Source organism: Candidatus Enterococcus murrayae, from assembly GCF_017315985.1.
In the GTDB taxonomy this organism is placed as follows: domain Bacteria; phylum Bacillota; class Bacilli; order Lactobacillales; family Enterococcaceae; genus Enterococcus_A; species Enterococcus_A murrayae.
Window position 1 is genome coordinate 1 of the sequence record NZ_JAFLVR010000031.1, and the last position, 19,515, is coordinate 19,515.

16 protein-coding genes, 1 other RNA gene and 1 pseudogene are annotated in these 19,515 nt (G+C 43.4%); 5 read left to right on the plus strand and 13 right to left on the minus strand.

Features of this window, described 5'->3' with window-relative positions; translation table 11 throughout:
• A pseudogene (locus JZO85_RS13485) lies at positions 1-605 on the plus strand (glycosyltransferase family 1 protein); the annotation flags it as partial.
• A gap of 157 nt (positions 606-762) precedes the next feature.
• Here the strand turns inward: JZO85_RS13485 and JZO85_RS13490 are convergent.
• From JZO85_RS13490 to JZO85_RS13530, 9 genes are all read right to left on the minus strand, one after another.
• Positions 763-1,107 carry a DUF2200 domain-containing protein gene (locus tag JZO85_RS13490; RefSeq protein WP_242550365.1) on the minus strand — a complete coding sequence of 115 codons (345 nt, stop codon included), beginning with the start codon at positions 1,105-1,107 and terminating at the stop codon, positions 763-765.
• Positions 1,108-1,129: 22 nt separating this feature from the next.
• On the minus strand, positions 1,130-2,299 hold the full coding sequence (locus JZO85_RS13495; protein ID WP_207109072.1) for an NAD(P)-dependent malic enzyme: 1,170 nt from the start codon (positions 2,297-2,299) through the stop codon (positions 1,130-1,132).
• Positions 2,286-3,668 carry a class II fumarate hydratase gene (fumC, locus tag JZO85_RS13500; protein ID WP_207109073.1) on the minus strand — a complete coding sequence of 461 codons (1,383 nt, stop codon included), beginning with the start codon at positions 3,666-3,668 and terminating at the stop codon, positions 2,286-2,288. Before fumC ends, JZO85_RS13495 begins: the two co-directional genes overlap by 14 nt.
• Before the next feature lie 275 nt (positions 3,669-3,943).
• On the minus strand, positions 3,944-4,390 hold the full coding sequence (dtd, locus tag JZO85_RS13505; protein ID WP_207109074.1) for a D-aminoacyl-tRNA deacylase: 447 nt from the start codon (positions 4,388-4,390) through the stop codon (positions 3,944-3,946).
• 152 nt (positions 4,391-4,542) lie between these two features.
• Positions 4,543-6,750: a RelA/SpoT family protein gene (locus JZO85_RS13510; protein ID WP_207109075.1), complete on the minus strand. Its 2,208-nt coding sequence runs from the start codon at positions 6,748-6,750 to the stop codon at positions 4,543-4,545.
• A 72-nt stretch (positions 6,751-6,822) separates the two neighbouring features.
• Positions 6,823-7,566, minus strand: coding sequence for a 16S rRNA (uracil(1498)-N(3))-methyltransferase (locus tag JZO85_RS13515; protein WP_207109076.1), 744 nt, complete (start codon positions 7,564-7,566; stop codon positions 6,823-6,825).
• A gap of 1 nt (position 7,567) precedes the next feature.
• Complete coding sequence (gene prmA / locus JZO85_RS13520) at positions 7,568-8,515, minus strand: 50S ribosomal protein L11 methyltransferase (RefSeq protein WP_207109077.1); 948 nt, start codon at positions 8,513-8,515, stop codon at positions 7,568-7,570.
• A gap of 77 nt (positions 8,516-8,592) precedes the next feature.
• On the minus strand, positions 8,593-9,069 hold the full coding sequence (locus JZO85_RS13525; RefSeq protein WP_207109078.1) for a DUF3013 family protein: 477 nt from the start codon (positions 9,067-9,069) through the stop codon (positions 8,593-8,595).
• A gap of 2 nt (positions 9,070-9,071) precedes the next feature.
• The gene (locus tag JZO85_RS13530; protein WP_207109079.1) at positions 9,072-9,698 is read right to left on the minus strand and encodes a DNA-3-methyladenine glycosylase; all 627 of its coding nucleotides are present in this window, start codon (positions 9,696-9,698) and stop codon (positions 9,072-9,074) included.
• 215 nt (positions 9,699-9,913) lie between these two features.
• On the opposite strand from JZO85_RS13530, the gene JZO85_RS13535 reads away from it, so the two are divergent.
• Entirely contained in the window at positions 9,914-11,191 is a 1,278-nt protein-coding gene (locus tag JZO85_RS13535) for a replication-associated recombination protein A (protein ID WP_207109080.1), read from the plus strand.
• Positions 11,192-11,268: 77 nt separating this feature from the next.
• Here the strand turns inward: JZO85_RS13535 and JZO85_RS13540 are convergent, their stop codons facing one another.
• The 3 genes from JZO85_RS13540 to JZO85_RS13550 form a co-directional block, all read right to left on the minus strand.
• Positions 11,269-12,675: an MDR family MFS transporter gene (locus JZO85_RS13540; protein ID WP_207109081.1), complete on the minus strand. Its 1,407-nt coding sequence runs from the start codon at positions 12,673-12,675 to the stop codon at positions 11,269-11,271.
• A 272-nt stretch (positions 12,676-12,947) separates the two neighbouring features.
• Positions 12,948-13,415, minus strand: coding sequence for a MarR family transcriptional regulator (locus JZO85_RS13545; protein WP_207109082.1), 468 nt, complete (start codon positions 13,413-13,415; stop codon positions 12,948-12,950).
• 95 nt (positions 13,416-13,510) lie between these two features.
• The gene (locus tag JZO85_RS13550) at positions 13,511-17,053 is read right to left on the minus strand and encodes a hypothetical protein (RefSeq protein ID WP_207109083.1); all 3,543 of its coding nucleotides are present in this window, start codon (positions 17,051-17,053) and stop codon (positions 13,511-13,513) included.
• A 120-nt stretch (positions 17,054-17,173) separates the two neighbouring features.
• Here JZO85_RS13550 and ssrS point away from each other — a divergent pair.
• The 3 genes from ssrS (at position 17,174) to JZO85_RS13565 (ending at position 18,246) form a co-directional block, all read left to right on the plus strand.
• A non-coding RNA gene (gene ssrS, locus JZO85_RS13555) (6S RNA) lies at positions 17,174-17,367 on the plus strand.
• Positions 17,368-17,432: 65 nt separating this feature from the next.
• Positions 17,433-17,717 (plus strand): hypothetical protein, encoded by a 285-nt coding sequence (locus JZO85_RS13560; protein ID WP_207109084.1) that lies wholly within the window; start codon positions 17,433-17,435, stop codon positions 17,715-17,717.
• Between the two features lie 58 nt (positions 17,718-17,775).
• A complete protein-coding gene (locus JZO85_RS13565; RefSeq protein ID WP_207109085.1) occupies positions 17,776-18,246 on the plus strand; it encodes a universal stress protein in 471 nt (156 codons plus the stop codon).
• A gap of 47 nt (positions 18,247-18,293) precedes the next feature.
• Here the strand turns inward: JZO85_RS13565 and fucO are convergent, their stop codons facing one another.
• Positions 18,294-19,448 carry a lactaldehyde reductase gene (gene fucO, locus JZO85_RS13570; protein ID WP_207109086.1) on the minus strand — a complete coding sequence of 385 codons (1,155 nt, stop codon included), beginning with the start codon at positions 19,446-19,448 and terminating at the stop codon, positions 18,294-18,296.
• Positions 19,449-19,515: the final 67 nt, after the last annotated feature.

Below are 19,515 nucleotides of genomic sequence, written 5' to 3' on the forward strand. Positions count from 1 at the left end.
CGATCTTTGAAAAGGACGGCATCCGCCGTTTTGTAAAACTAGAAAATTCTGAAATCCAAAATTGTACCCGTCATCCTAAAATCAAAAAGGGAAAAGTCGTGGATGAGACTGAGCCGATCCATGCAGTTGCGACTCAGCCAAAAATGGAAGCGGCAACAGGTCTTGACTTCAGTACGATGACGGACGAAGAAAAGCTGAAATTAGTGAAGGCCCTTTTACCTGAAGGGATCGTTTTGACTGATACACGGATGGCAGAGCTGAAAGAGGAAGCGCCAAAGGAAGAAGTGCGGACTGCAAGTAAATCTGAAGGTCCCGTCGTTTCAGCACAAAAAGCCGAACCAACTAACAAACCCGCAGCTTCTATAGTAAACCAAGCACCAAAAGCCGCAACAAAAAAAGCCGCAGAACCTAGACCGATGGCCCTGTCCGCCGCTGAAAAAATGCCCTATAAGCCTTATCAGAAACCGAAGAGCAAAGCCCAACAAGAACGAGAGCGGAAAGAGGAGCTGATGAAGCGGACGCCTGAAGGAAAAAAGGCATCCAGATCAAAAAAGGAGAAGAAAAGGCAAACAGGGAAAGGGAAGCCAAAAAGAAAACGTAAATAGAAATAGCATATTTACGACGGACTAAGGACGTCAGCTTGGAAAACTGCCTGAAAATGCGGGACTATTTGTCATGGGAATTTTTACTGCTAATCCATATATTTTGACAACTATTTGTTAGATAAAAAAACAGCGAGTCTATTTAGACTCGCCATTCGAACTATTTCCGTAAAATTTTTCCCATCTTTTTTCCTTTAGCCAATTCATCCACTAACTTGTCTAAATAGCGAATTTTTTGCATCAATGGATCTTCAATATCTTCTACTCGGTACCCGCATATCACGCCTTCAATCAAAGAAACATTTTCGTTTAATTGCGGAACCTCAGCAAAAAAAGTTTCCATATCGACCCCATCATCAATTTGCTTTTGCAGCCCTTGTTCATCATAGCCGGTCAACCAAAAAATAACCTGGTCTAGTTCTTCTTTGCTTCGTCCTTTTTTCTCGACTTTCTGGATATACATGGGATAAATCGAGGCAAAGCTCATTTTAAATACTTTACTCATCAATGAAGGCTCCTTTATTTGATTATCGTGTGACGCCATCTTTTCTGGCTGCTTCTGCTACCTTTAGAGTAATTAAGTCGACCACATTTTCATCAAAGGCAGATGGGATGATGTAGTCAGAGGTTAATTCAGAATAAGGAATTGAGTCCGCGATTGCATGGGCACAGGCCAATTTCATGCGAGGAGTGATCTTTTTCGCTTCTGCTGTAAACGCACCGCGAAACAACCCTGGAAAGGCCAACACATTGTTTATTTGATTCGGATAATCGGATCGACCCGTTCCAACTACCGATGCACCCCCAGCGATTGCTTCAGCATAAGTGATTTCGGGTTCAGGATTTGCCATCGGAAAAACGATATTTCCCTCATTCATCGAAGCAACCATTTCCTTAGTGACTAAATTCGGTGCGGACACACCGATAAACACATCTGCCCCCACAAAAGCCTCTGCCATCGTTCCTGAAAAGTCCTTTGGCGCGATCAACTCTAAAATTTCTCTTTCAACAAAGGTTGCATTTGACATTTGCTCATTCAATGCCCCCTCTTTATTAAAGGCAATGATCGTTTTCACACCAAGATCGACTAACATATGAATGATTGCACTGCCTGCCGCTCCTGTTCCAGAGATCACGACCTTCAAATCCTGTGCTTCCTTTTTGACCAGCTTCAGCGCGTTGATCAAAGCAGCGGTCACGACAACCGCGGTCCCATGCTGATCATCATGAAAGACAGGAATATCCAACGCTTCGATCAACGCCCGCTCAATTTCCACACAACGCGGTGCACTGATATCTTCTAGATTAATCCCGCCAAAAGTCGGTGCCATAGCTTTAACGATTTGGATAATTTCCTGCGGGTCTTTTGTATCGAGACAGATCGGCACTGCATCAATATCAGCAAACTCTTTGAATAATAAGGCTTTTCCTTCCATCACAGGCAATGCCGCTTCCGGTCCGATGTCTCCTAACCCTAAGACTGCTGTACCATCTGTGACAACAGCGACACTATTGCCTTTCCAAGTATAGTCATAGGCTTTATTTTTGTCTTCGGCAATTTTGCGGCAAGGCTCTGCAACACCTGGCGTATAAGCTAAAGATAAATCCTCCTTGTTCCGTACCTTTGCTCTGCTGGTCACTTCGATTTTGCCACGCCATTTTTTATGTGCTGTTAATGCGTCATCATAGATAGTCATCGTAGTTCTCTCCAATCATTTTTTCCGGTCGGACCCATGCTTCGTATTCTTCTTCAGTTACATATCCTAAAGCTAAGGCTGCTTCCTTCAGCGTTGTTCCTTCATTAAAGGCTTTTTTCGCGATCTCGGCGCCTTTGTCATAACCTATATGCGTATTTAATGCTGTTACCAGCATCAATGATTGCTCCAACAATTCAGCCATCCGTTTTTCGTTTACGACTAATCCCTGCAAACATTTGTCACTGAAGGAGTGCAAGGCATCTGTCAGCAAGCGGACACTTTGCAATAAATCAAAGGCAATCAGCGGTAAATAGACATTCAATTCAAAATTCCCTTGAGAGGCTGCAACACCAATCGCTGTGTCATTTCCCATCACTTGGACAGCGACCATCGCCAAAGCTTCACACTGCGTCGGATTCACTTTCCCAGGCATGATCGAGCTCCCTGGTTCATTCGCAGGCAAGGTAATTTCTCCTAATCCACTGCGAGGACCACTAGCCAGCCAGCGAATATCGTTCGCCATTTTCATACAATTAGCCGCTAACGCTTTTAATGCCCCGCTGACAAATACCACTGCATCTCGATTGGCTAACGCATGAAACTTGTTGGACTCGTTGATGAAATGAATCCCCGTCTCTTCTTTTAATGCCTCAATAAAAGCTTCTTCATATGCTTTCGACGCATTCAAGCCCGTCCCTACAGCTGTTCCGCCAATGGCCAACTGACGCAATTCTGCCAAACTGTTAATCAGCATATTTTCGTTATGCTCCAAGGCAGAACGCCAGCCGCTAATCTCTTGAGCGAAGGTCACTGGTGTCGCATCTTGCAGATGGGTCCGTCCAATTTTGATTACGTGTCTATTCTTTTCTTCCAACTCTTCTAGCACGCCAATCATCTCATGGATTGCCGGTAACAGATTCTTCTCGATCGCAATCGTACCTGCTATGTGCAAGGCAGTTGGAAAAACATCATTAGAGCTTTGCGACATATTCACATCATCGTTAGGATGAACGGCCAGATCCTTTTGACTTGCCAAGTGAGCGAGTACTTCGTTGGCGTTCATATTGCTTTGAGTCCCGCTGCCAGTCTGCCAAACTACCAAGGGAAACGCCGCCCAGTTCTCACCCTTTAACAGTAGATCTGCCGCATTTTGAATAGCCATCGCTTTTTCAGCTGCTAATTTTCCAGTTCTTTGATTGGCGATCGCTGCGGTTTTCTTGACCAAGACTAAGGCATGCAATAATTCCGGCGGCATTTTTTCTCCGCCAATTTTGAAATTTTTCCGGCTTCGTTCGGTTTGCGCCCCCCACCAAGCTTCTTTTGGCACTTCAATAGGGCCCATTGAATCCTGTTCGATCCGTTTTTCCATATATCCGACTCCTTCATGTTCGTGTTTTTCAATCTATTTTGTTCAATTATCGCTTATTTGGAGAATAAAAGGTAGAGCTAACTTGATTTTTTTATCTGTTCACTTTCAGCTGCCGCTGATTTTTGTACATGGCTATGGCTTTACGAACTCATTCAGTGCGTTTAACTACAAAAAGATCAAAAAAACCGAAGAATCATTTGCTATCGTAATCAACAGCAATAAGCTTCTCCGGCTTCATTTTGTTAAGTATTTTCCAAAACAAGGTTCTTGGTCTATTATTTATCTCTTGTATCAAAAAGAATGGATACAGGTCCATCGTTCACTAACGCAACGTCCATGTCGCCGCCAAATTCTCCGGTCTCGACGTTCAATCCTGTTTGTCGCAGGCCCTCATTGAAATATTCATACAAAGGAATCGCTGTTTCTGGTCGGGCGGCCTTCACAAAACTTGGACGATTGCCTTTTTTCGTATCCGCGTATAATGTAAATTGCGAAACACTTAAGACACTGCCGGCAACATCTTGCAGTGATTGATTCATTTTTCCTTCCTCATCCTCAAACACGCGTAATAAGGGGATTTTCCGAATCAAATAATCCGCATCTGCTTGGGTATCTTCTTCATGAATGCCTAAAAGAATCATAAATCCGCGATCGATCTTACCAATTACCTTCTCATCGATCGTCACACTCGCTTGGCTCACTCGTTGAATAACTGCTCGCATAAAAACCTCCTGAAAGATATCCTTTTTTCTAGTTTATTTTTGCTTAATCCACATTCGCTCATAAATAATGGATGATGCTTTTTACTAGCACCATCCATTTTTCATACGCGACTCATTCCACTACTTTGTTAAAAGTACAAAAGGAAGGAGGGTTACCCTTTGGTCCGTTTGACACTGTAAACATCTGGGATTGTCTTCACTTTATCAACGATCGAATACAGATGATTCAAGTTTTGAATCTTGAAGGTCAGGTTAATGACCGCTAATCGATCTTTCGTCGGCTTCGCTTCGACACTGACCAGCTTCTTGGTCATGCCGCTGACAATATTTAGAACATCGTTCAACAGCCCGTCACGATTAAAACCGTAAATTTCCAAATCAGCATTGTACTCTTGAACAGAATTGATCGTATCCTCCCATTCCACTTCGATCAGCCGCTGCTGAATATCCTTTTGCTTTGTGATGTTAGGGCAGTCGGCACGGTGAATCGATATCCCGCGTCCTTTGGTAATGTATCCGACAATATTGTCACCAGGAACCGGATTACAGCAATGGCTGATCCGAATCAGCAGGTTATCGATCCCTTGGATGACGATGCCGCCTTCATGACGAACCTTGATTTTTTCTGGCTCTTTCGGATTGTTGACCATTTCATCAACGGCATCCCGTTGTTTTTGCTTCATTTGTTCGCGGCGCTCTTTTTCTGTCAGGCGATTGGCAAAGGTCAACGCGCTCATTTCACCAAAACCGATGGCTGCATACAAATCATCTTCACTGTGGAAATTGAACTTGTCCAACACCTCTGAAAGCTTGTCTTTCGTCAGCATTTCCTTCGGTACAAAGCCTAGGTCATTGATGCATTTAACAACCGCATCATGGCCTTTTGTGACATTTTCTTCCCGATCCTGTGTTTTGAAGAAGCGCTTGATTTTATTCTTCGCCTTGCTGGTTTTTACTAGATTTAACCAGTCGCGGCTCGGCCCAAATGAATTGGCTGAGGTCATGATTTCGATGATATCGCCATTCTTCAACTTATAATCCAGCTGAACCATTTTGCCGTTGACTTTGGCACCAGTCGTTTTGTTTCCGATATCTGTATGGATACTATAGGCAAAATCTAACGGCCCCGAGCCCTTAGGCAATTCTGTTACATCACCTTTTGGCGTGAATACATAGACCTTATCACTGAAAATATCGCCCTTAACGCTTTCCATAAATTCAGACGCATCATAGCTTTCATCTTGCAGTTCAATGATTTCCCGGAACCAATCCAACTGTTTGTTGTCTTGATTGGTTTCTTGCTTGTCTGTTTTACCTTCTTTATATGCCCAGTGAGCAGCAACCCCGAACTCGGCGATCTGGTGCATCTCATGCGTACGAATCTGAACCTCTACTGGGTTTCCGCTTGGTCCAATTATCGTCGTATGCAAGGATTGGTACATGTTTGTTTTAGGCATTGCGATATAATCCTTGAAGCGTCCAGGCATTGGTTTCCACTTGGTATGGATCGCTCCTAATACCGCATAGCAATCCTTGATCGAATCCACGATCACACGAATGGCTAACAGGTCATAGATTTCATCGAATTGTTTCTTTTGATCCCGCATTTTACGATAAATTGAATAAATGTGCTTTGGTCGACCATAGATGTCACCTTCGATCCCTAGTTCCTTCGTCGCTTCTTTGATTTCATCGACCGCTTCTGCTACAAACCCTTCTCGTTCATCGCGTTTGCTGCGCATCAAGTGAACAATGCGATAATACTGTTTTGGATTCAAATAGCGTAATGCTGTATCCTCCAATTCCCACTTGATCCGGCTCATCCCTAAGCGATCCGCCAGCGGGGCATAAATTTCCAGTGTTTCGCGGGCGATCCGACGCTGCTTGTCATCGCGCAAATATTTTAAAGTCCGCATATTGTGCAGACGATCGGCTAGCTTTACCATGATGACGCGCAAATCCTGTGCCATCGCCAACAGCATCTTGCGGTGATTTTCTGCTAGCTGCTCTTCATGGGACTTATACTTGATCTTCCCTAATTTTGTCACGCCGTCGACCAATGACGCCACATCTTCACCAAACTCAACCTTTAAATCCTCTAATGTAACAGGTGTATCTTCTACAACATCGTGTAAAAAGCCTGTCGCCACCGTATGTGGATCCATATGTAAATCAGCTAATATCCCTGCGACTTGAATTGGATGAATAATATAGGGTTCTCCTGATTTGCGAATCTGCGGCTTATGGGCTTCATAAGCAAAGTCGTAAGCCTTTTGTACAAACGCCACGTGCTCTTTGCCCATGTACGTGCTGACCATCCTGATGACGTCAGGGCCAGTCAATTCAACTTCTTTTGCCATGTGACGTTCCCCCTTATTTTCTGAAAATGATTGTTCTTATTATACAAACTATAGTAAGCTTTTTCAATCAAATCAGTACTGCAATTCATAATAGAAACTCGCTGCACTCAGCAGATAAAACGGCGCGGTTTCTGTTCGTAAAATCCGTGGGCCTAAACCGCAAAGCTTCGCCCCTGCTGTTTGAAAAAGTTCAATTTCTCTCGGTGTCAACCCGCCTTCTGGGCCAAAAATGACCAACAACTTTTGGTCAGCCTGCAATTGTTGAAATGTTTGAACTAGCTGTGCCTTCTCGCCTTGCTTGGCAGACTCTTCGTAAGCAATCAAAACCGCATCATAATCCGCAAATGCGGCCATCAACTCTTTTTCAGAGGTGAAATTGACCTTTGGCAAAGCCTGTCGGTGAGATTGCTCCGCCGCTTCTTGAGCAATCTTATTCAATCGCTGCTGCTTCTTGTTTTGCTTCTTTGCATCCCATTTTGCAACCGAACTGTCACCGGGAAAAGCAATGAATGCATGGGCACCTAACTCTGTTCCCTTTTGCACGATCAGCTCCAGCTTCTCACCCTTGGGAAAACCGCTGGCAATCGTGATTTGGATAGGTAATTCCCGTTGCAGGCGCTCCTTTTCGACTTCCTCTAGCATCACTTTCTCATTATCAATTGCCGTGATTCTTGCCTTGATAGCTGTTTGATCATTGAAAACAAGGAAAACCTGATCCTCTGCAGTCATTCGCATTACTCGCGACATGTGATGATGAGATTCACCAGTGATTTCTACCGTTGGTTGATAGGCTTGATCAATAAAATAGCGCTGCATCTTAATCTTCCTCAGGTTTCTTCAAAATAATAGCAAACCAATCCTTCTGTTGAAAGATTCGATCCACCTCAAATCCTTGCGTATACATCTCTTCCAGTACCATATCCTTTTTGTCTTCAATGATACCGGAAACGATCAATGTCCCATCCGGCTTTAATAAGCGCCAAGCATCTTCGATCATCAGTACAATAATGTCCGCTAAAATGTTCGCCACGATCACATCGGCTTCTTGCTCCACACCAACCAACAAATCATTGGCAGAAACATGGATATTTTCAGTATTCGCATTTAAATCAACATTTTCTTGTGCAGATCGAACCGCTACCTCATCCAGATCGTAAGCAAAAATATCTTTCGCCCCATAAAGTGAACTGGCAATACTCAAGACGCCCGATCCTGTTCCTACATCTAACACTGTTTCGCCGCCACGCAAAACGGTCTCTAATGCTTGCAGGGTTAAATTGGTGGTCGGATGTGTTCCTGTTCCAAAAGCCATACCGGGATCTAAAGTAATAATTTTCTCGTCCTCATGCTGTGCTTCATACTTTTCCCAGCTAGGAACGATCGTTAAATAGCGGGTGACGCGGACAGGGTGATAGTATTTTTTCCATGCTGTCGCCCAATCACTTTCCTCTACTTCGCTGACTTCTACGATATTTTTCCCGATATTTAAGCCAAATTCTGGCAATTTCGTAATACTGGCTTGAATAAATGGCAAAATCTCCGGCAGAAAAATGGTCTCTGGAAAATAGGCCATAACGACAGCACCTTCACTTAGGCTTGAAAATGTTTCTTTATCTAACAGCTCACCGTATTGATCCTCTTGATAGTTCTCAAAATCTAATGGGTCTTCGATCGCTACTCCTGAAGCGCCGGCTTCCATTAAAATATTCGAAACGGCTTCAACCGCCTCGCTTTCCGTTGTTACTTTAACTTCATTCCACTTCATATTTTTTCGTCCCTCCTAATTCAAAATAAGTTGCTGTTCATTGCATAGTTCGCTAAGCTCACTACAATAGGTGTCCTTTAATAGCTTGGATAAGGCAGATAGCTGCTGTCGGCTGGTTTGATCAGCGCCTTAAAGGCAGCATCGTCCCAGTTCATTTCAAAAATCGCCTCGTCGTTATCGTCCGCTAAGAAATCTAATAAATCACTTTGACCTTCTTCGATTACATCTTTCAAATAATCCACAACAGCCGTTAATTCGCTTTTCTTCATGCCTTTTTTGCCTTCATAAGGGATCACCGCCAAGAAATCGTCATCATCATAGGTTGATTTATCCGGGTCCACCAATAAGATCGCATCCTCAAACTCGATGATTTCTTCTTCTGAAGCCACACCGTCTACATCATCAATTTCGATCTGACCTTTGTTCTCTCCGTAAATGCGAAACGCGATTTCAAAACTGCGGTTGCGTGTATCCCAGTCTAAGGCTAGCTCATAGTCAGGAATTTTTTTGTTTAAGTAGCTATCTAAATAAGTAATCATCGTCTCTTTTGCCATTTTTAGTTCCTCCATCCATTGTTTTCTTCTATTAATAATTTGCGCTGATTCGTTATATAAGGATTTCCATGAACAACATAACGCAATTTACGCTCAGTCCAAATCCCTTTGTTAGGAATCCCAATACGCGGCAGGGCATCAATCTGCTTTGGAATTCGCCGTTTTTCTGGAACTAAATGCAAGGAGCTAGTAAAGATAGATTCTCCGTATAAGTCCTTGCTGATTCCTAATGCCTCCACCAATTTTCCTGGCCCGTCTGAAATTGCTGCGCCAGTTCTTCCATGGCGATTCAGGCGCATCTGCTCCACGCCTGCTGCCGGCTCGATTCCCCGAATCATTACACCTTGAGGCGTTCCTTCAGGCTGAGTAATCATATTCAAAATCAAATGCGTATGCATTGTGTATAAATAAATCGTTCCTGGCTTCTCGTACATCGCCCGCACACGCGGCGTATCACGCATGCCATAACTATGCGCTGCTTCATCGTCTGGTCCTAGATAGGCTTCGCAATCAACGATATACCCGCCTAGTTTACCTGCGGCTGTCTCATGCTCCAAATACATGCCTAATAAATATTGCGCCACGTTTTCGGTTGTTTCCGTATTAAAATAATTGATTAATTGTTCCATTTTTCTCACCTTCTACATGATACACAATAATCCTGCCGCATGCTACGTCCAGCGACCAAAACTCAAGCAATCCTAAGCCGCCTATCACAGAAAGAACAGCTTTTCTTAAATAATTGTTCCGTTTCTTGCCCTTTGCTTCCTACTAAAAGCAGAATGAACAGAAAAGTGCTATAATGAGAACATATATTCTGATTTTTAACTCAAGGAGGTTTCTTATGCAACAGCCTTTAGCTTACCGCATGCGCCCCCGTAACTTAGATGAAGTTGTCGGGCAGCAGCACTTAGTTGCCACCGGAAAAATCATCCGACGCATGGTAGATGCTCGAATGCTTTCTTCCATGATTTTATACGGTCCACCCGGAACAGGTAAAACTAGTATTGCCAGTGCCATCGCCGGCTCGACTAATTATGCCTTTCGTATGTTGAATGCCGCTACCGATACGAAAAAGGATTTACAGATCGTTGCCGAGGAAGCCAAAATGAGCGGCACGGTCATTTTATTATTAGATGAAGTCCATCGCTTGGATAAAACCAAACAAGATTTTCTTTTGCCTCACCTAGAAAGCGGACGCATCATCATGATTGGGGCTACCACAGAAAATCCTTATATCACTATTAATCCCGCCATCCGCAGCCGGACGCAGATTTTCGAAGTGAAGCCGCTAGATGAAACGGACATTATCACAGCTGTCAGATCAGCATTGGTGGATAAAAAGCGTGGACTGGGAGAGTACCCCGTTGAATTAGATGAAGAGGCCTTGAACCATTTAGCTCGTGCCACCAATGGGGATTTAAGAAGTGCTTTGAATGGGCTTGAGCTGGCAACTAGATCGACGCCAAAAGATGACGAAGGAAAGATTCATCTGACCCTTTCCATTATTGAAGAATGTGTTCAGCGCAAGGCGTTGACCCACGACAAAGATGGGGATGCCCATTATGATGTGATCTCGGCCTTTCAAAAATCCGTTCGCGGCAGTGACGTCAATGCGGCATTGCATTATTTAGGACGACTCGTCGAAGCAGGGGATTTACCGATTATTTGTCGTCGTTTGATGGTGATGGGCTATGAAGATATCGGCTTAGCCAATCCCGCTGCCGCTGCGCGCACGGTTCAGGCGGTTCAAGCGGCAGAAAAATTGGGCTTTCCGGAAGCTCGAATTCCTTTAGCGGATGCTGTCGTTGATCTGTGTCTCTCGCCTAAATCAAATTCGGCCTACGTAGCCTTGGATGCAGCGATCACAGATATTCAGATGGGAAATGCTGGAGAAGTGCCTGATCATTTACGGGATAGTCATTATAAAGGAGCTAAAGCTCTTAATCGCGGTGTCGGCTATCAATACCCCCACAGTTTTGAAAATGCTTGGGTCGATCAGCAGTATCTGCCTGATAAAATCAAAGATGCGCATTATTATGAACCAAAAGCTACAGGTAAATATGAACAAGCACTCGGTCAGCAATATCAGCGAATCGAGGAATGGAAGAAGAAAAAATAAGCCACAATTGAACATAATAAATCCCTTAACTAGGACAAAGAACTATTCCTAGTTAGGGGATTTTTTTACAAAACACGTTATTTGACCGTCTGTTTCGTTTTATTTGTCAGAAAGACACCTGGAATAAAAATCAGCACTAAGACGATGACAGAGACAAGAAAACCCGTATGATAAGCAGATAATTCATGAGCAATCGTTGGTTGATCGTTTTGAAGCACCGTTGCGACGACCGTAGCAATCATGGCCGAACCGAAGCTGGCACCAAGATTTTCGATAATATTGATTCCAACACCAGCATCCGGTAGTTCTTCATCCGCTAATCCTGTATACGCATCACTCGTCAATGGTAAATTTATCCCGCCAAAGCTGGTGCCGCGAACAAATAAAATTACAGAAATCCAAATCATACTGGTTTTATCTGTAACAAATACCAACGGAATGGTCCCTAGCAAAGAGATCAGTAAACTAACAATTACAACATATTTAGCCCCGATTCTATCGATCAGCTGACCGATCAATGGACGGGTCACTAGCATACCCAATCCTTGCGGAATCAAAGCAATAGCCGCTTCCATCGCTGAAAAATGACGGAAATTTTGGAAGAACAGCGGCAGGATTATCATGGGTCCCATAATGGCGATGTTGGCAAAGAACAGACCAATACTAGAAGCCCGAAAACTTCTATGAGAAAAGATCGTCAGCGGCAGAACAGTTGCATGGTTCTTATACCGATCGTAAAAAATATACGCCAGTAGAAAAGCCGCTCCAATACCTGTCCAGATCACTGTTTCACCATTCTTAAAGGTTGCGTGATCAGCAGCTTTTGTGATGCCGTAAATCAAAGCCGCACTCATAATCGACAAATCGAGAATACCGAAAAGATCTAATTTGCTTTCTCGATTGAATGGAGCAAATGTTGGCAGCAGCTGAATCATCAAGGGCACTGCGATTAAAACGATAAAGACATTGATGAAGAAAATCCAGCGCCAAGAAGCCGCTTGAACAATGAAGCCGCCCAGCACTGGGCCAAGGATCGGACCAAAAATCATGGGCGTACTAACAATCGCCATTACCTGACCGATATTTTCCGGTCCTGCTGTCTTTACTAGAAGCGTCGACATCAACGGTGTGATGATCCCTGCTGTAAACCCTTGAAGCAAACGAAAGACGATAAAACTGACGACATTCCAGCTGATACCGGCTAGTACAGAGGTGACGCCGAAAAGAATGACCGCTCCGATAAAAATTTTCTTTCCGTCAAAGTGATTCATCATCCAGCCTGCCAACGGCACAGCGATAGCTAGTGCAAGTACGTAACCCGTGATTGCCCACTGAATTGTTCCTAGTGTCGTATGAAAGTTTTTGGTCAATTGATCAATAGCGATATTCACCATTGTAGAATCTAGCATGGGGGCGATCGCACCAAGGGCAATCGCCCAAGCGGATGCTAATACCTTTTTGGATAATTTAGTTGATTGAGTCATAAAAAACTCCTTTCTCCTGTTAAGTAACTATAGTCAAAGAGTACTCCGCTCTGATTAACCCATAAGAAAAACTAGATTAATAGCTTTGCGCAATATCTTTTGATTCGCTCTTCATCTCATCTATCAAAGGTTTCCTCCCATCGAATATGAGTAAAGATGTATTTCTCGCTGCAGCCGAGTTTTTGTTTCCTAGGAAACTATACACCCGCTTTGTTTCCTAGTCAACAAAAAAAATCAAAAAAAAAGAAGCAGTCTCGATCGACTGCCGCAAACTAATGAATGGTCATTCCTTGTTTTTTGATTTCTTGATCCAAATGCTGATTGTAGCGGTCGAGAAATGTTAAAAAAGCTTCATATTGATCATCAGTGATTGGTTCAAAAACGATCTCATCACGAGCTTCAAACTCCTGATGAAGCTGCTCGTGAACAGCGAAGACTCTTTTTCCTTCCTCTGTCAGCTTGAAATAGATTTCTTTCTTGTTATCAGACTTTTGATAGCTTTCGATATACCCTTTTTTCAACATTTTTTTCGTTAGTTTACTGATTGCTCCGCGAGTCATATACATCGACTCGGCCATTTTCGTGACATTGGGCTCTTTGTGTTTGCCAATGAATTCAATACAGTGAACCTCTGAAGCTGTATAGCCTGCTAAAGCTTTCTCCATCTTCATTTTATCCAACCAGGCGCGTTTATTAAATACTTCGCTGAACCCTTCTAGAACTTCTTCTCTTTTGTTCATGCGCTTTTTCTCCTATTCATCGTAATGAATTGTCTCCTGATAACTTGATGAGTGCAAAACTATTCTAGGTCAATTTTGTTTCTTTTTCAACAAAATCATTCAACCTTAGTCGTTAATGTCCAATGAAAGGTCATTGTATGATCACCCATTCTTTGACGCTCTTTTGGAATAGTTAGGTATACTCCCTTCGTTTCGTCCCAATCGTCAAAGGTTGTTGTCAAAGAGCCGGTCTGCTTAAACAATACTGCTGCCTCATTTAAGGGAAAGCTTTTCCCAAATTCTTGGAAATAAAGGCACCCATTTTCTGGTGCTTCAGCCTGCAAAGTCAATTCCCATGGTTCTTGTTCGATTCGCGTATCTGCTATCTCAAGCTGCCCGATAACTTTCGGATAAAAAGTTGTCTTCTTTCCAACCGCCTGCCGGCCAAAATCTATTATCTCTGGAACTGAAAGAAGCTGGAGAGTCCCGTTGGCTTGTTCAAACTGGGCTTTGATCTGATAATACCCATTTTCTGTCGGACGCCAAAAATTTTCTGTTACCACTTCTTTCTCGCCGTTGCTGGCGGTTACTTCTGCCTGCTGAAAAGAAGAATTTTCTGTTCCAATAAATGTCAGCTCAAGGACTAGTTTATTTCCAACGGGAAGAACGATCTCCCCTCCTTTCTCATTCACAGTACCCCAGGCAGTTAGCGGTAACGGTCGGTTCTCCGGCTTTAAAGGAAGGTTATGCGTGATCTTGCCAGATGGACTGGTTACTTGATAATCAATTATCACAGCAGCGACCGCCAATCCCACCTCATTATTGGAATCCCCCGTAAAAGCAGAGCCTGCCGCATCAAAGCCGATAAAATTTTCTGGAGATAATGCACTTGCACCCCCTGCAAAAGTCATCACAGAATAGCCTTTTTGCTGAGCAAAGTACTTTCCTTGAACCGCTCTCAGACTTTCAGAGAGCAACGAGCGCCAAATCAGTCTTTTCTTTGGGACTAATTCTCGGAGAAATATACTTTTCGCTGCTGGCGGGGAATGCAGCTCAGCATTTTCAGCAACGATCAGACGTCCTGTTTTCAATTCCTCCACCGCTAACTGAGCTCCTGCCGCCAAGGTGAGGTCACCGAATTGATGATGGCTTTGTTCAAAATTTTCACTAGTCGCTCCACTGCCATTGAGAATTGCTTTTGCCGATACTTGCTTTTCAATGGCTAATTGGGTGAAGTTCGCGATTTTTCCGACCTGAATTCCGTCCTGCTCAGCGCCGATTTTCAACGCGACATCCACAGTACTATTTTCGATTAATCGATTATTAAAAGTCGTCAAGTCGCTGCCGATGATTGTTTCGATCGCTTGAGCTGCTTGAACAGCAATCGCCACTCCATGATTCAACCGGGTACCATAACTATTTTTGATCATTCCTTGAATCAAAGAAAAGCTTCCATTGGGCGCCTTGATTTTCAAATCAATTTTCGGAGTATAGAGCGACAATGGATTCTCTGCTCCATCTCCCAGTAATTCAACTGCTGTAAATGGCTGCTCAGTTGTTAATTCAAAAGCGACTTGTTTGTCAGCGCCGCCGAGATAATTTTTTACTTCGGCATTTCTAGGTCGTGCTGCTGAAATACCGATACCTGCTGCTAGCTCTAATGATCCTGTCAACTTCAAGGAAACATTCCCGCTGATCAGTCCATTTTTGGCTATCCCGCCCATAATTTGGGTTGCTTCATTGCTTTTGGCAAAGCGTCCTCCACTGACAATAGTCTCAACATCTCCTTCGATCCTATGGTTCGAGCGCACACCATAGGAAGCCGCCAGCAATCCTAGAATCTTACCCCCAGAAATTTCAGTACGCGCATTGCCAACCATCCAACGATCGTAGTTGCTGCCTGCTACTGCATATCGTTCGAGAACACCGCCAGTCATTTCAAGCAAACTGTTTCCATAGATACGATAACAACCGCCGCCGGCTCCGCAAAGCCCGCTGACTTGTCCTCCCTCCAATCGCAGGCGGCAATCACCTTCGATCATTCCGCTAAAACTACCACCATATGCATAGCTTAGCAGTGCTTGCTTAACGATCAATTCTGTTTTTCCATTAATATAAAGAGTACTCTCCCAGGGACTTAGACTATTCCCACCGCCAGCAGCTACGCTAAAGCCATAGTACGAACCTAAATTATCGTCCTCCGTTAAAAAATTTGGATCGTTTCCTTTTTCTTGTGCAGACTCCTCCCAACGCTTGCTGTACACAAGACTCTCTTCTCCTAAGGTTAAACAGACTTCACCATTGATCACACCTGCATAACCGGCTCCGCAAACATTATTTTCATTTCCCACGCCACGACTGACACACCCGCCCATCAGTCGTGTCGTTACATTTCCTTCAACCAAAAAAGCCGTTTTACTTTTGGCGATGGAAAATCGTTCAGAGGAAGTCAGCCGATCATAGAAAAGCTCTTCAGCCGTCCGATCTTGCGGGTCCGTCAGATTAATCGCTGGTATTACTGTTTGTGAAGGAGTCAAGCTCTTCTTCTGCACATCCATACCGCCGGCTCCGTCGATTCGCTTGAAGGAACCTTTAGAGGCTTTTCCAGCAAATAGTTGGTTCTCAATATGACCATAAATCGCACCGCCATATTGATTACCTCCTACAAAACTCCGTTCACCCTTTTGAAATTGGCGTGTATCTATCGTTGTCCTGATCGCTGTTTCCTGCCCAGAAACTTCCCCAGTCTGCGAACCGCCGATTAAAATTCCTTCTTCGGTAAAGCCTCCAACGCCATTGATCAGAGTATCGATTGCCCCAGTCTTGCCAAATGCCACTCCGCCAACAAAATTTTCGATACTAAAATTTGACGACTGAGAACATAATTGATTGGTAATAGAACCGCTCACTTTCACCGGTTCAGCTTCCGTGCCAAATCCACCGCCATAATAATTAAGTAAAGAACCATTGAGACTCCGAATTTCTGTCCTGACATCTCCTAAAATTTCTCCTTTCAAAGAGCCTCCACACAGCTGAATAATATCACCAGTCATAGCTAAAATGTGAATCACCGGACTTCCCCTCAGCGTTCCGGCTTCATTTCCTCCGAAAATTTCCCAGCTTCCGCCACTCACCTGCTGGAAACTGATCACCGGATTTCCTACCAAATCGCCGATTCCTCCCCCAAATAGTTGCGTATTCTGACTATGTTCAATCTTGTCAAAAAGAAGCTTGTGACCATTCCCATAAATTTTTGCCGCCTGTAAGTTCAATGTCTCGAAGTGCGCATCCTGACCAAAAAAGCACGTATTCGGTAAAACTAGCTTCGCTTCGATCCCTATACCTTTGAAGGTCAAATTGGCTGATAGACTGGCAAAATTAATCGTTTCAAGAGTAGGAGCGGACAAGCTTCTATCAGCCCCTACGGTTGTTTGACCTAAATCAAGTATGCCATCCAATTCGATTGTATAATGACTCTCTGTGCCAAATTGATAAAGATCAAAAAGAATTTCTTTGAATCCTTCAGCACTTAGCGGGTATTCTCTTTGCTGCGTCACAGGGGGAACAAGTTCCAACGTTTCCGCTTCTGCCTTCACTAAACAGGGACCGAATAAAAAAATAAGTAAATAGATAAAAAAATAAGCAATTTTTTTTGACATGTTGTCCTCCTTTTTTATACAATATACGTATAGAAGACGTGAATCATTTGGATTGTTCCAAATTTAGCGATACAAACCACTTCATTGCGTCTCAATAATGACTGTGCTATGATTGAGATGGAAATTCTGTGATGTGCGCGTTGCCTATTTCAGTGTTGACCGAACATTTTTATTGATATCTTGGGATCTGTCTTGTGTCAAAGTTGGTAACATGCCTTTTCATTTGGTAGTTCGACGCTTAGACCATGGAACCCACCTGCTAGATTTTGCGGGATCAATACTATCGGGTGAATAACGGCATCGACGGAATTTTCCATTTTTATGGAATGAAAGCAATTTGCGTACTGCAAATTGCTTTTTATTATATTGGAGGAAGAAAATGATCCGCATTTTATTATTTGTACTTGCACTTATTTTATTAATCTGCAGCTATTATTTGATCAAAAAACCTCAGGGACTATTAGTTCTCTTTAATGAGAAAATGCAAGCTGAATCCCGCAGCTTTTTGCGCCAATTTGGCTATATTTATGCGTTGTTGGGAGTGATGGGCCTCGTGATTGGCGTCCTCAACCAACGAAGCTATTCAATGATGTATTTAATTCTGTTATTGCTAGTCGCCGCGATCTTCGCTTTATTGATGGGAGCAAAAACAAAAAAAGGGTAACAGTACCAATTTTAAGAATTTTGTTTTAAAATAAAGATGAGAAAAGGAGTTGGGAACGATGGATCAAGAATACAGTAAAATTATGGTAGCAGTCGATGGTTCTAACGAAGCTGAACTAGCCTTCAAAAAAGCGGTAAATGTCGCAAAACGAAATCAGGCAGAATTATTGCTTGCTCATGTCATTGATACACGTGCATTTCAAACAGTTTCTTCATTTGATAATGTTTTAGCTGAACAAGCAACGGATATGGCTAAACAAACGTTAGCTGATTATGAAGCTGACGCAAAAAAAGCTGGTGTAGAGCATATCAGCAAGGTCATTGAATACGGTGCGCCAAAAGTGATGATCGCCAACCAAATTCCTGAAAACAACCAAATTGATTTGATCATGCTCGGTGCGACGGGTTTAAATGCGGTTGAACGATTATTTATTGGTTCAGTTTCTGAGTATGTTATCCGCAATGCTGACTGTGACGTTTTGATTGTTCGGACAGATTTGGAAAACAAAGTACCAGAAGAAGATGACTAATTACGCGCATTGAAAAAGCCAACCTAGCAAGGTTGGCTTTTTTTCTTTTATAACATCGATTTGTACAATGCGACGATTTCCTCTACTGTCGCGTCCCTTGGATTGCCCGGTGAGCAAACATCACGATAGGCATCTTCTGCGATTTGCTGAATATCGGCTTCCTTCATCCCAATCTCGGTCAAGTTTTGTGGAATTCCCACATCGATCCCCAGCTGCTTCACAGCTTGAACGGCGGCGTCCCGAACTTCTGACAGCGGCATATCGGCTGCGCCATCTATCCCCATCGCAATAGCGATCTCCCGGTATTTTTCGCCAGTATGATCTTTATTAAAGTCCATGATCAATGGCAGCAGTGTAGCACAAGCTACTCCATGAGGTGTATCATACCAAGCGGACAACGGATGAGCCATTCCGTGAACTAAACCTAGCCCGACATTTGAAAAGCCCATTCCAGCAATGTATTGTCCCAGCGCCATTTTCTCCCGTGCTTCTTGATTTCCTGCCACTGAATCACGTAACGCATGACTAATGATCCCAATCGCTTTAATGTGCAGCATGTCGGTCATTTCCCATGCACCTTTTGTAATAAAGCCTTCAATCGCATGTGTTAAGGCATCCATACCGGTTGAAGCACACAAACCCTTAGGCATCCCCATCATCATATCGCTGTCAACAAACGCAACAACTGGGATATCATGAGGATCGACACAAACAAACTTACGCTGTTTGGCTTTATCCGTAATAACGTAATTGATCGTTACTTCAGCTGCTGTTCCAGAAGTCGTCGGTACAGCTAAAATCGGCAACGCTGGGTTTTCAGTAGCAGCGGTACCTTCTAAACTGATGACATCCGAAAAATCAGGATTGGTTACAATGATTCCAATCGCTTTTGCTGTGTCGATTGGCGAGCCTCCGCCAATAGCTACAATATAGTCTGCTTCAGCCGCTTGACAAGCCTTAACTCCAGCCTGTACATCCTCTATTGAAGGATTTGGCACAATCCCATCAAAAATCTCATAGCTCAGCCCAGCTTCGTCTAAAATCGCCGTAACCCTGGTAGCTACTTCAAATTTTAATAAATCTTTGTCTGTTACCACTAAGGCCTTTTTAAACCCGCGCTTCTTTGCTTCATTTGCTACTTCTTGAATTGCTCCCTTCCCAAAATAAGATGTTTCATTCAAAATCATTCGATTAACTACCATGTTCTCTCTCCTTTATTGTGTTCTATTTCACAATTTATTATCCCATAAATAGAAAGCGGTTTCTATG

What these genes read in the sequence shown, in the direction of transcription:
- JZO85_RS13525 (WP_207109078.1), bottom strand. Translation starts at nt 9,069, where the DNA reads ATGGCAAAAGAGACGATGATTACTTATTTAGATAGCTACTTAAACAAA.
- prmA (WP_207109077.1), bottom strand. Translation starts at nt 8,515, where the DNA reads ATGAAGTGGAATGAAGTTAAAGTAACAACGGAAAGCGAGGCGGTTGAA.
- JZO85_RS13550 (WP_207109083.1), bottom strand. Translation starts at nt 17,053, where the DNA reads ATGTCAAAAAAAATTGCTTATTTTTTTATCTATTTACTTATTTTTTTA.
- JZO85_RS13495 (WP_207109072.1), bottom strand. Translation starts at nt 2,299, where the DNA reads ATGACTATCTATGATGACGCATTAACAGCACATAAAAAATGGCGTGGC.
- JZO85_RS13545 (WP_207109082.1), bottom strand. Translation starts at nt 13,415, where the DNA reads ATGAACAAAAGAGAAGAAGTTCTAGAAGGGTTCAGCGAAGTATTTAAT.
- JZO85_RS13490 (WP_242550365.1), bottom strand. Translation starts at nt 1,107, where the DNA reads ATGAGTAAAGTATTTAAAATGAGCTTTGCCTCGATTTATCCCATGTAT.
- JZO85_RS13515 (WP_207109076.1), bottom strand. Translation starts at nt 7,566, where the DNA reads ATGCAGCGCTATTTTATTGATCAAGCCTATCAACCAACGGTAGAAATC.
- JZO85_RS13540 (WP_207109081.1), bottom strand. Translation starts at nt 12,675, where the DNA reads ATGACTCAATCAACTAAATTATCCAAAAAGGTATTAGCATCCGCTTGG.
- fumC (WP_207109073.1), bottom strand. Translation starts at nt 3,668, where the DNA reads ATGGAAAAACGGATCGAACAGGATTCAATGGGCCCTATTGAAGTGCCA.
- dtd (WP_207109074.1), bottom strand. Translation starts at nt 4,390, where the DNA reads ATGCGAGCAGTTATTCAACGAGTGAGCCAAGCGAGTGTGACGATCGAT.
- JZO85_RS13510 (WP_207109075.1), bottom strand. Translation starts at nt 6,750, where the DNA reads ATGGCAAAAGAAGTTGAATTGACTGGCCCTGACGTCATCAGGATGGTC.
- JZO85_RS13530 (WP_207109079.1), bottom strand. Translation starts at nt 9,698, where the DNA reads ATGGAACAATTAATCAATTATTTTAATACGGAAACAACCGAAAACGTG.
- fucO (WP_207109086.1), bottom strand. Translation starts at nt 19,448, where the DNA reads ATGGTAGTTAATCGAATGATTTTGAATGAAACATCTTATTTTGGGAAG.
- JZO85_RS13535 (WP_207109080.1), top strand. Translation starts at nt 9,914, where the DNA reads ATGCAACAGCCTTTAGCTTACCGCATGCGCCCCCGTAACTTAGATGAA.
- JZO85_RS13565 (WP_207109085.1), top strand. Translation starts at nt 17,776, where the DNA reads ATGGATCAAGAATACAGTAAAATTATGGTAGCAGTCGATGGTTCTAAC.
- JZO85_RS13560 (WP_207109084.1), top strand. Translation starts at nt 17,433, where the DNA reads ATGATCCGCATTTTATTATTTGTACTTGCACTTATTTTATTAATCTGC.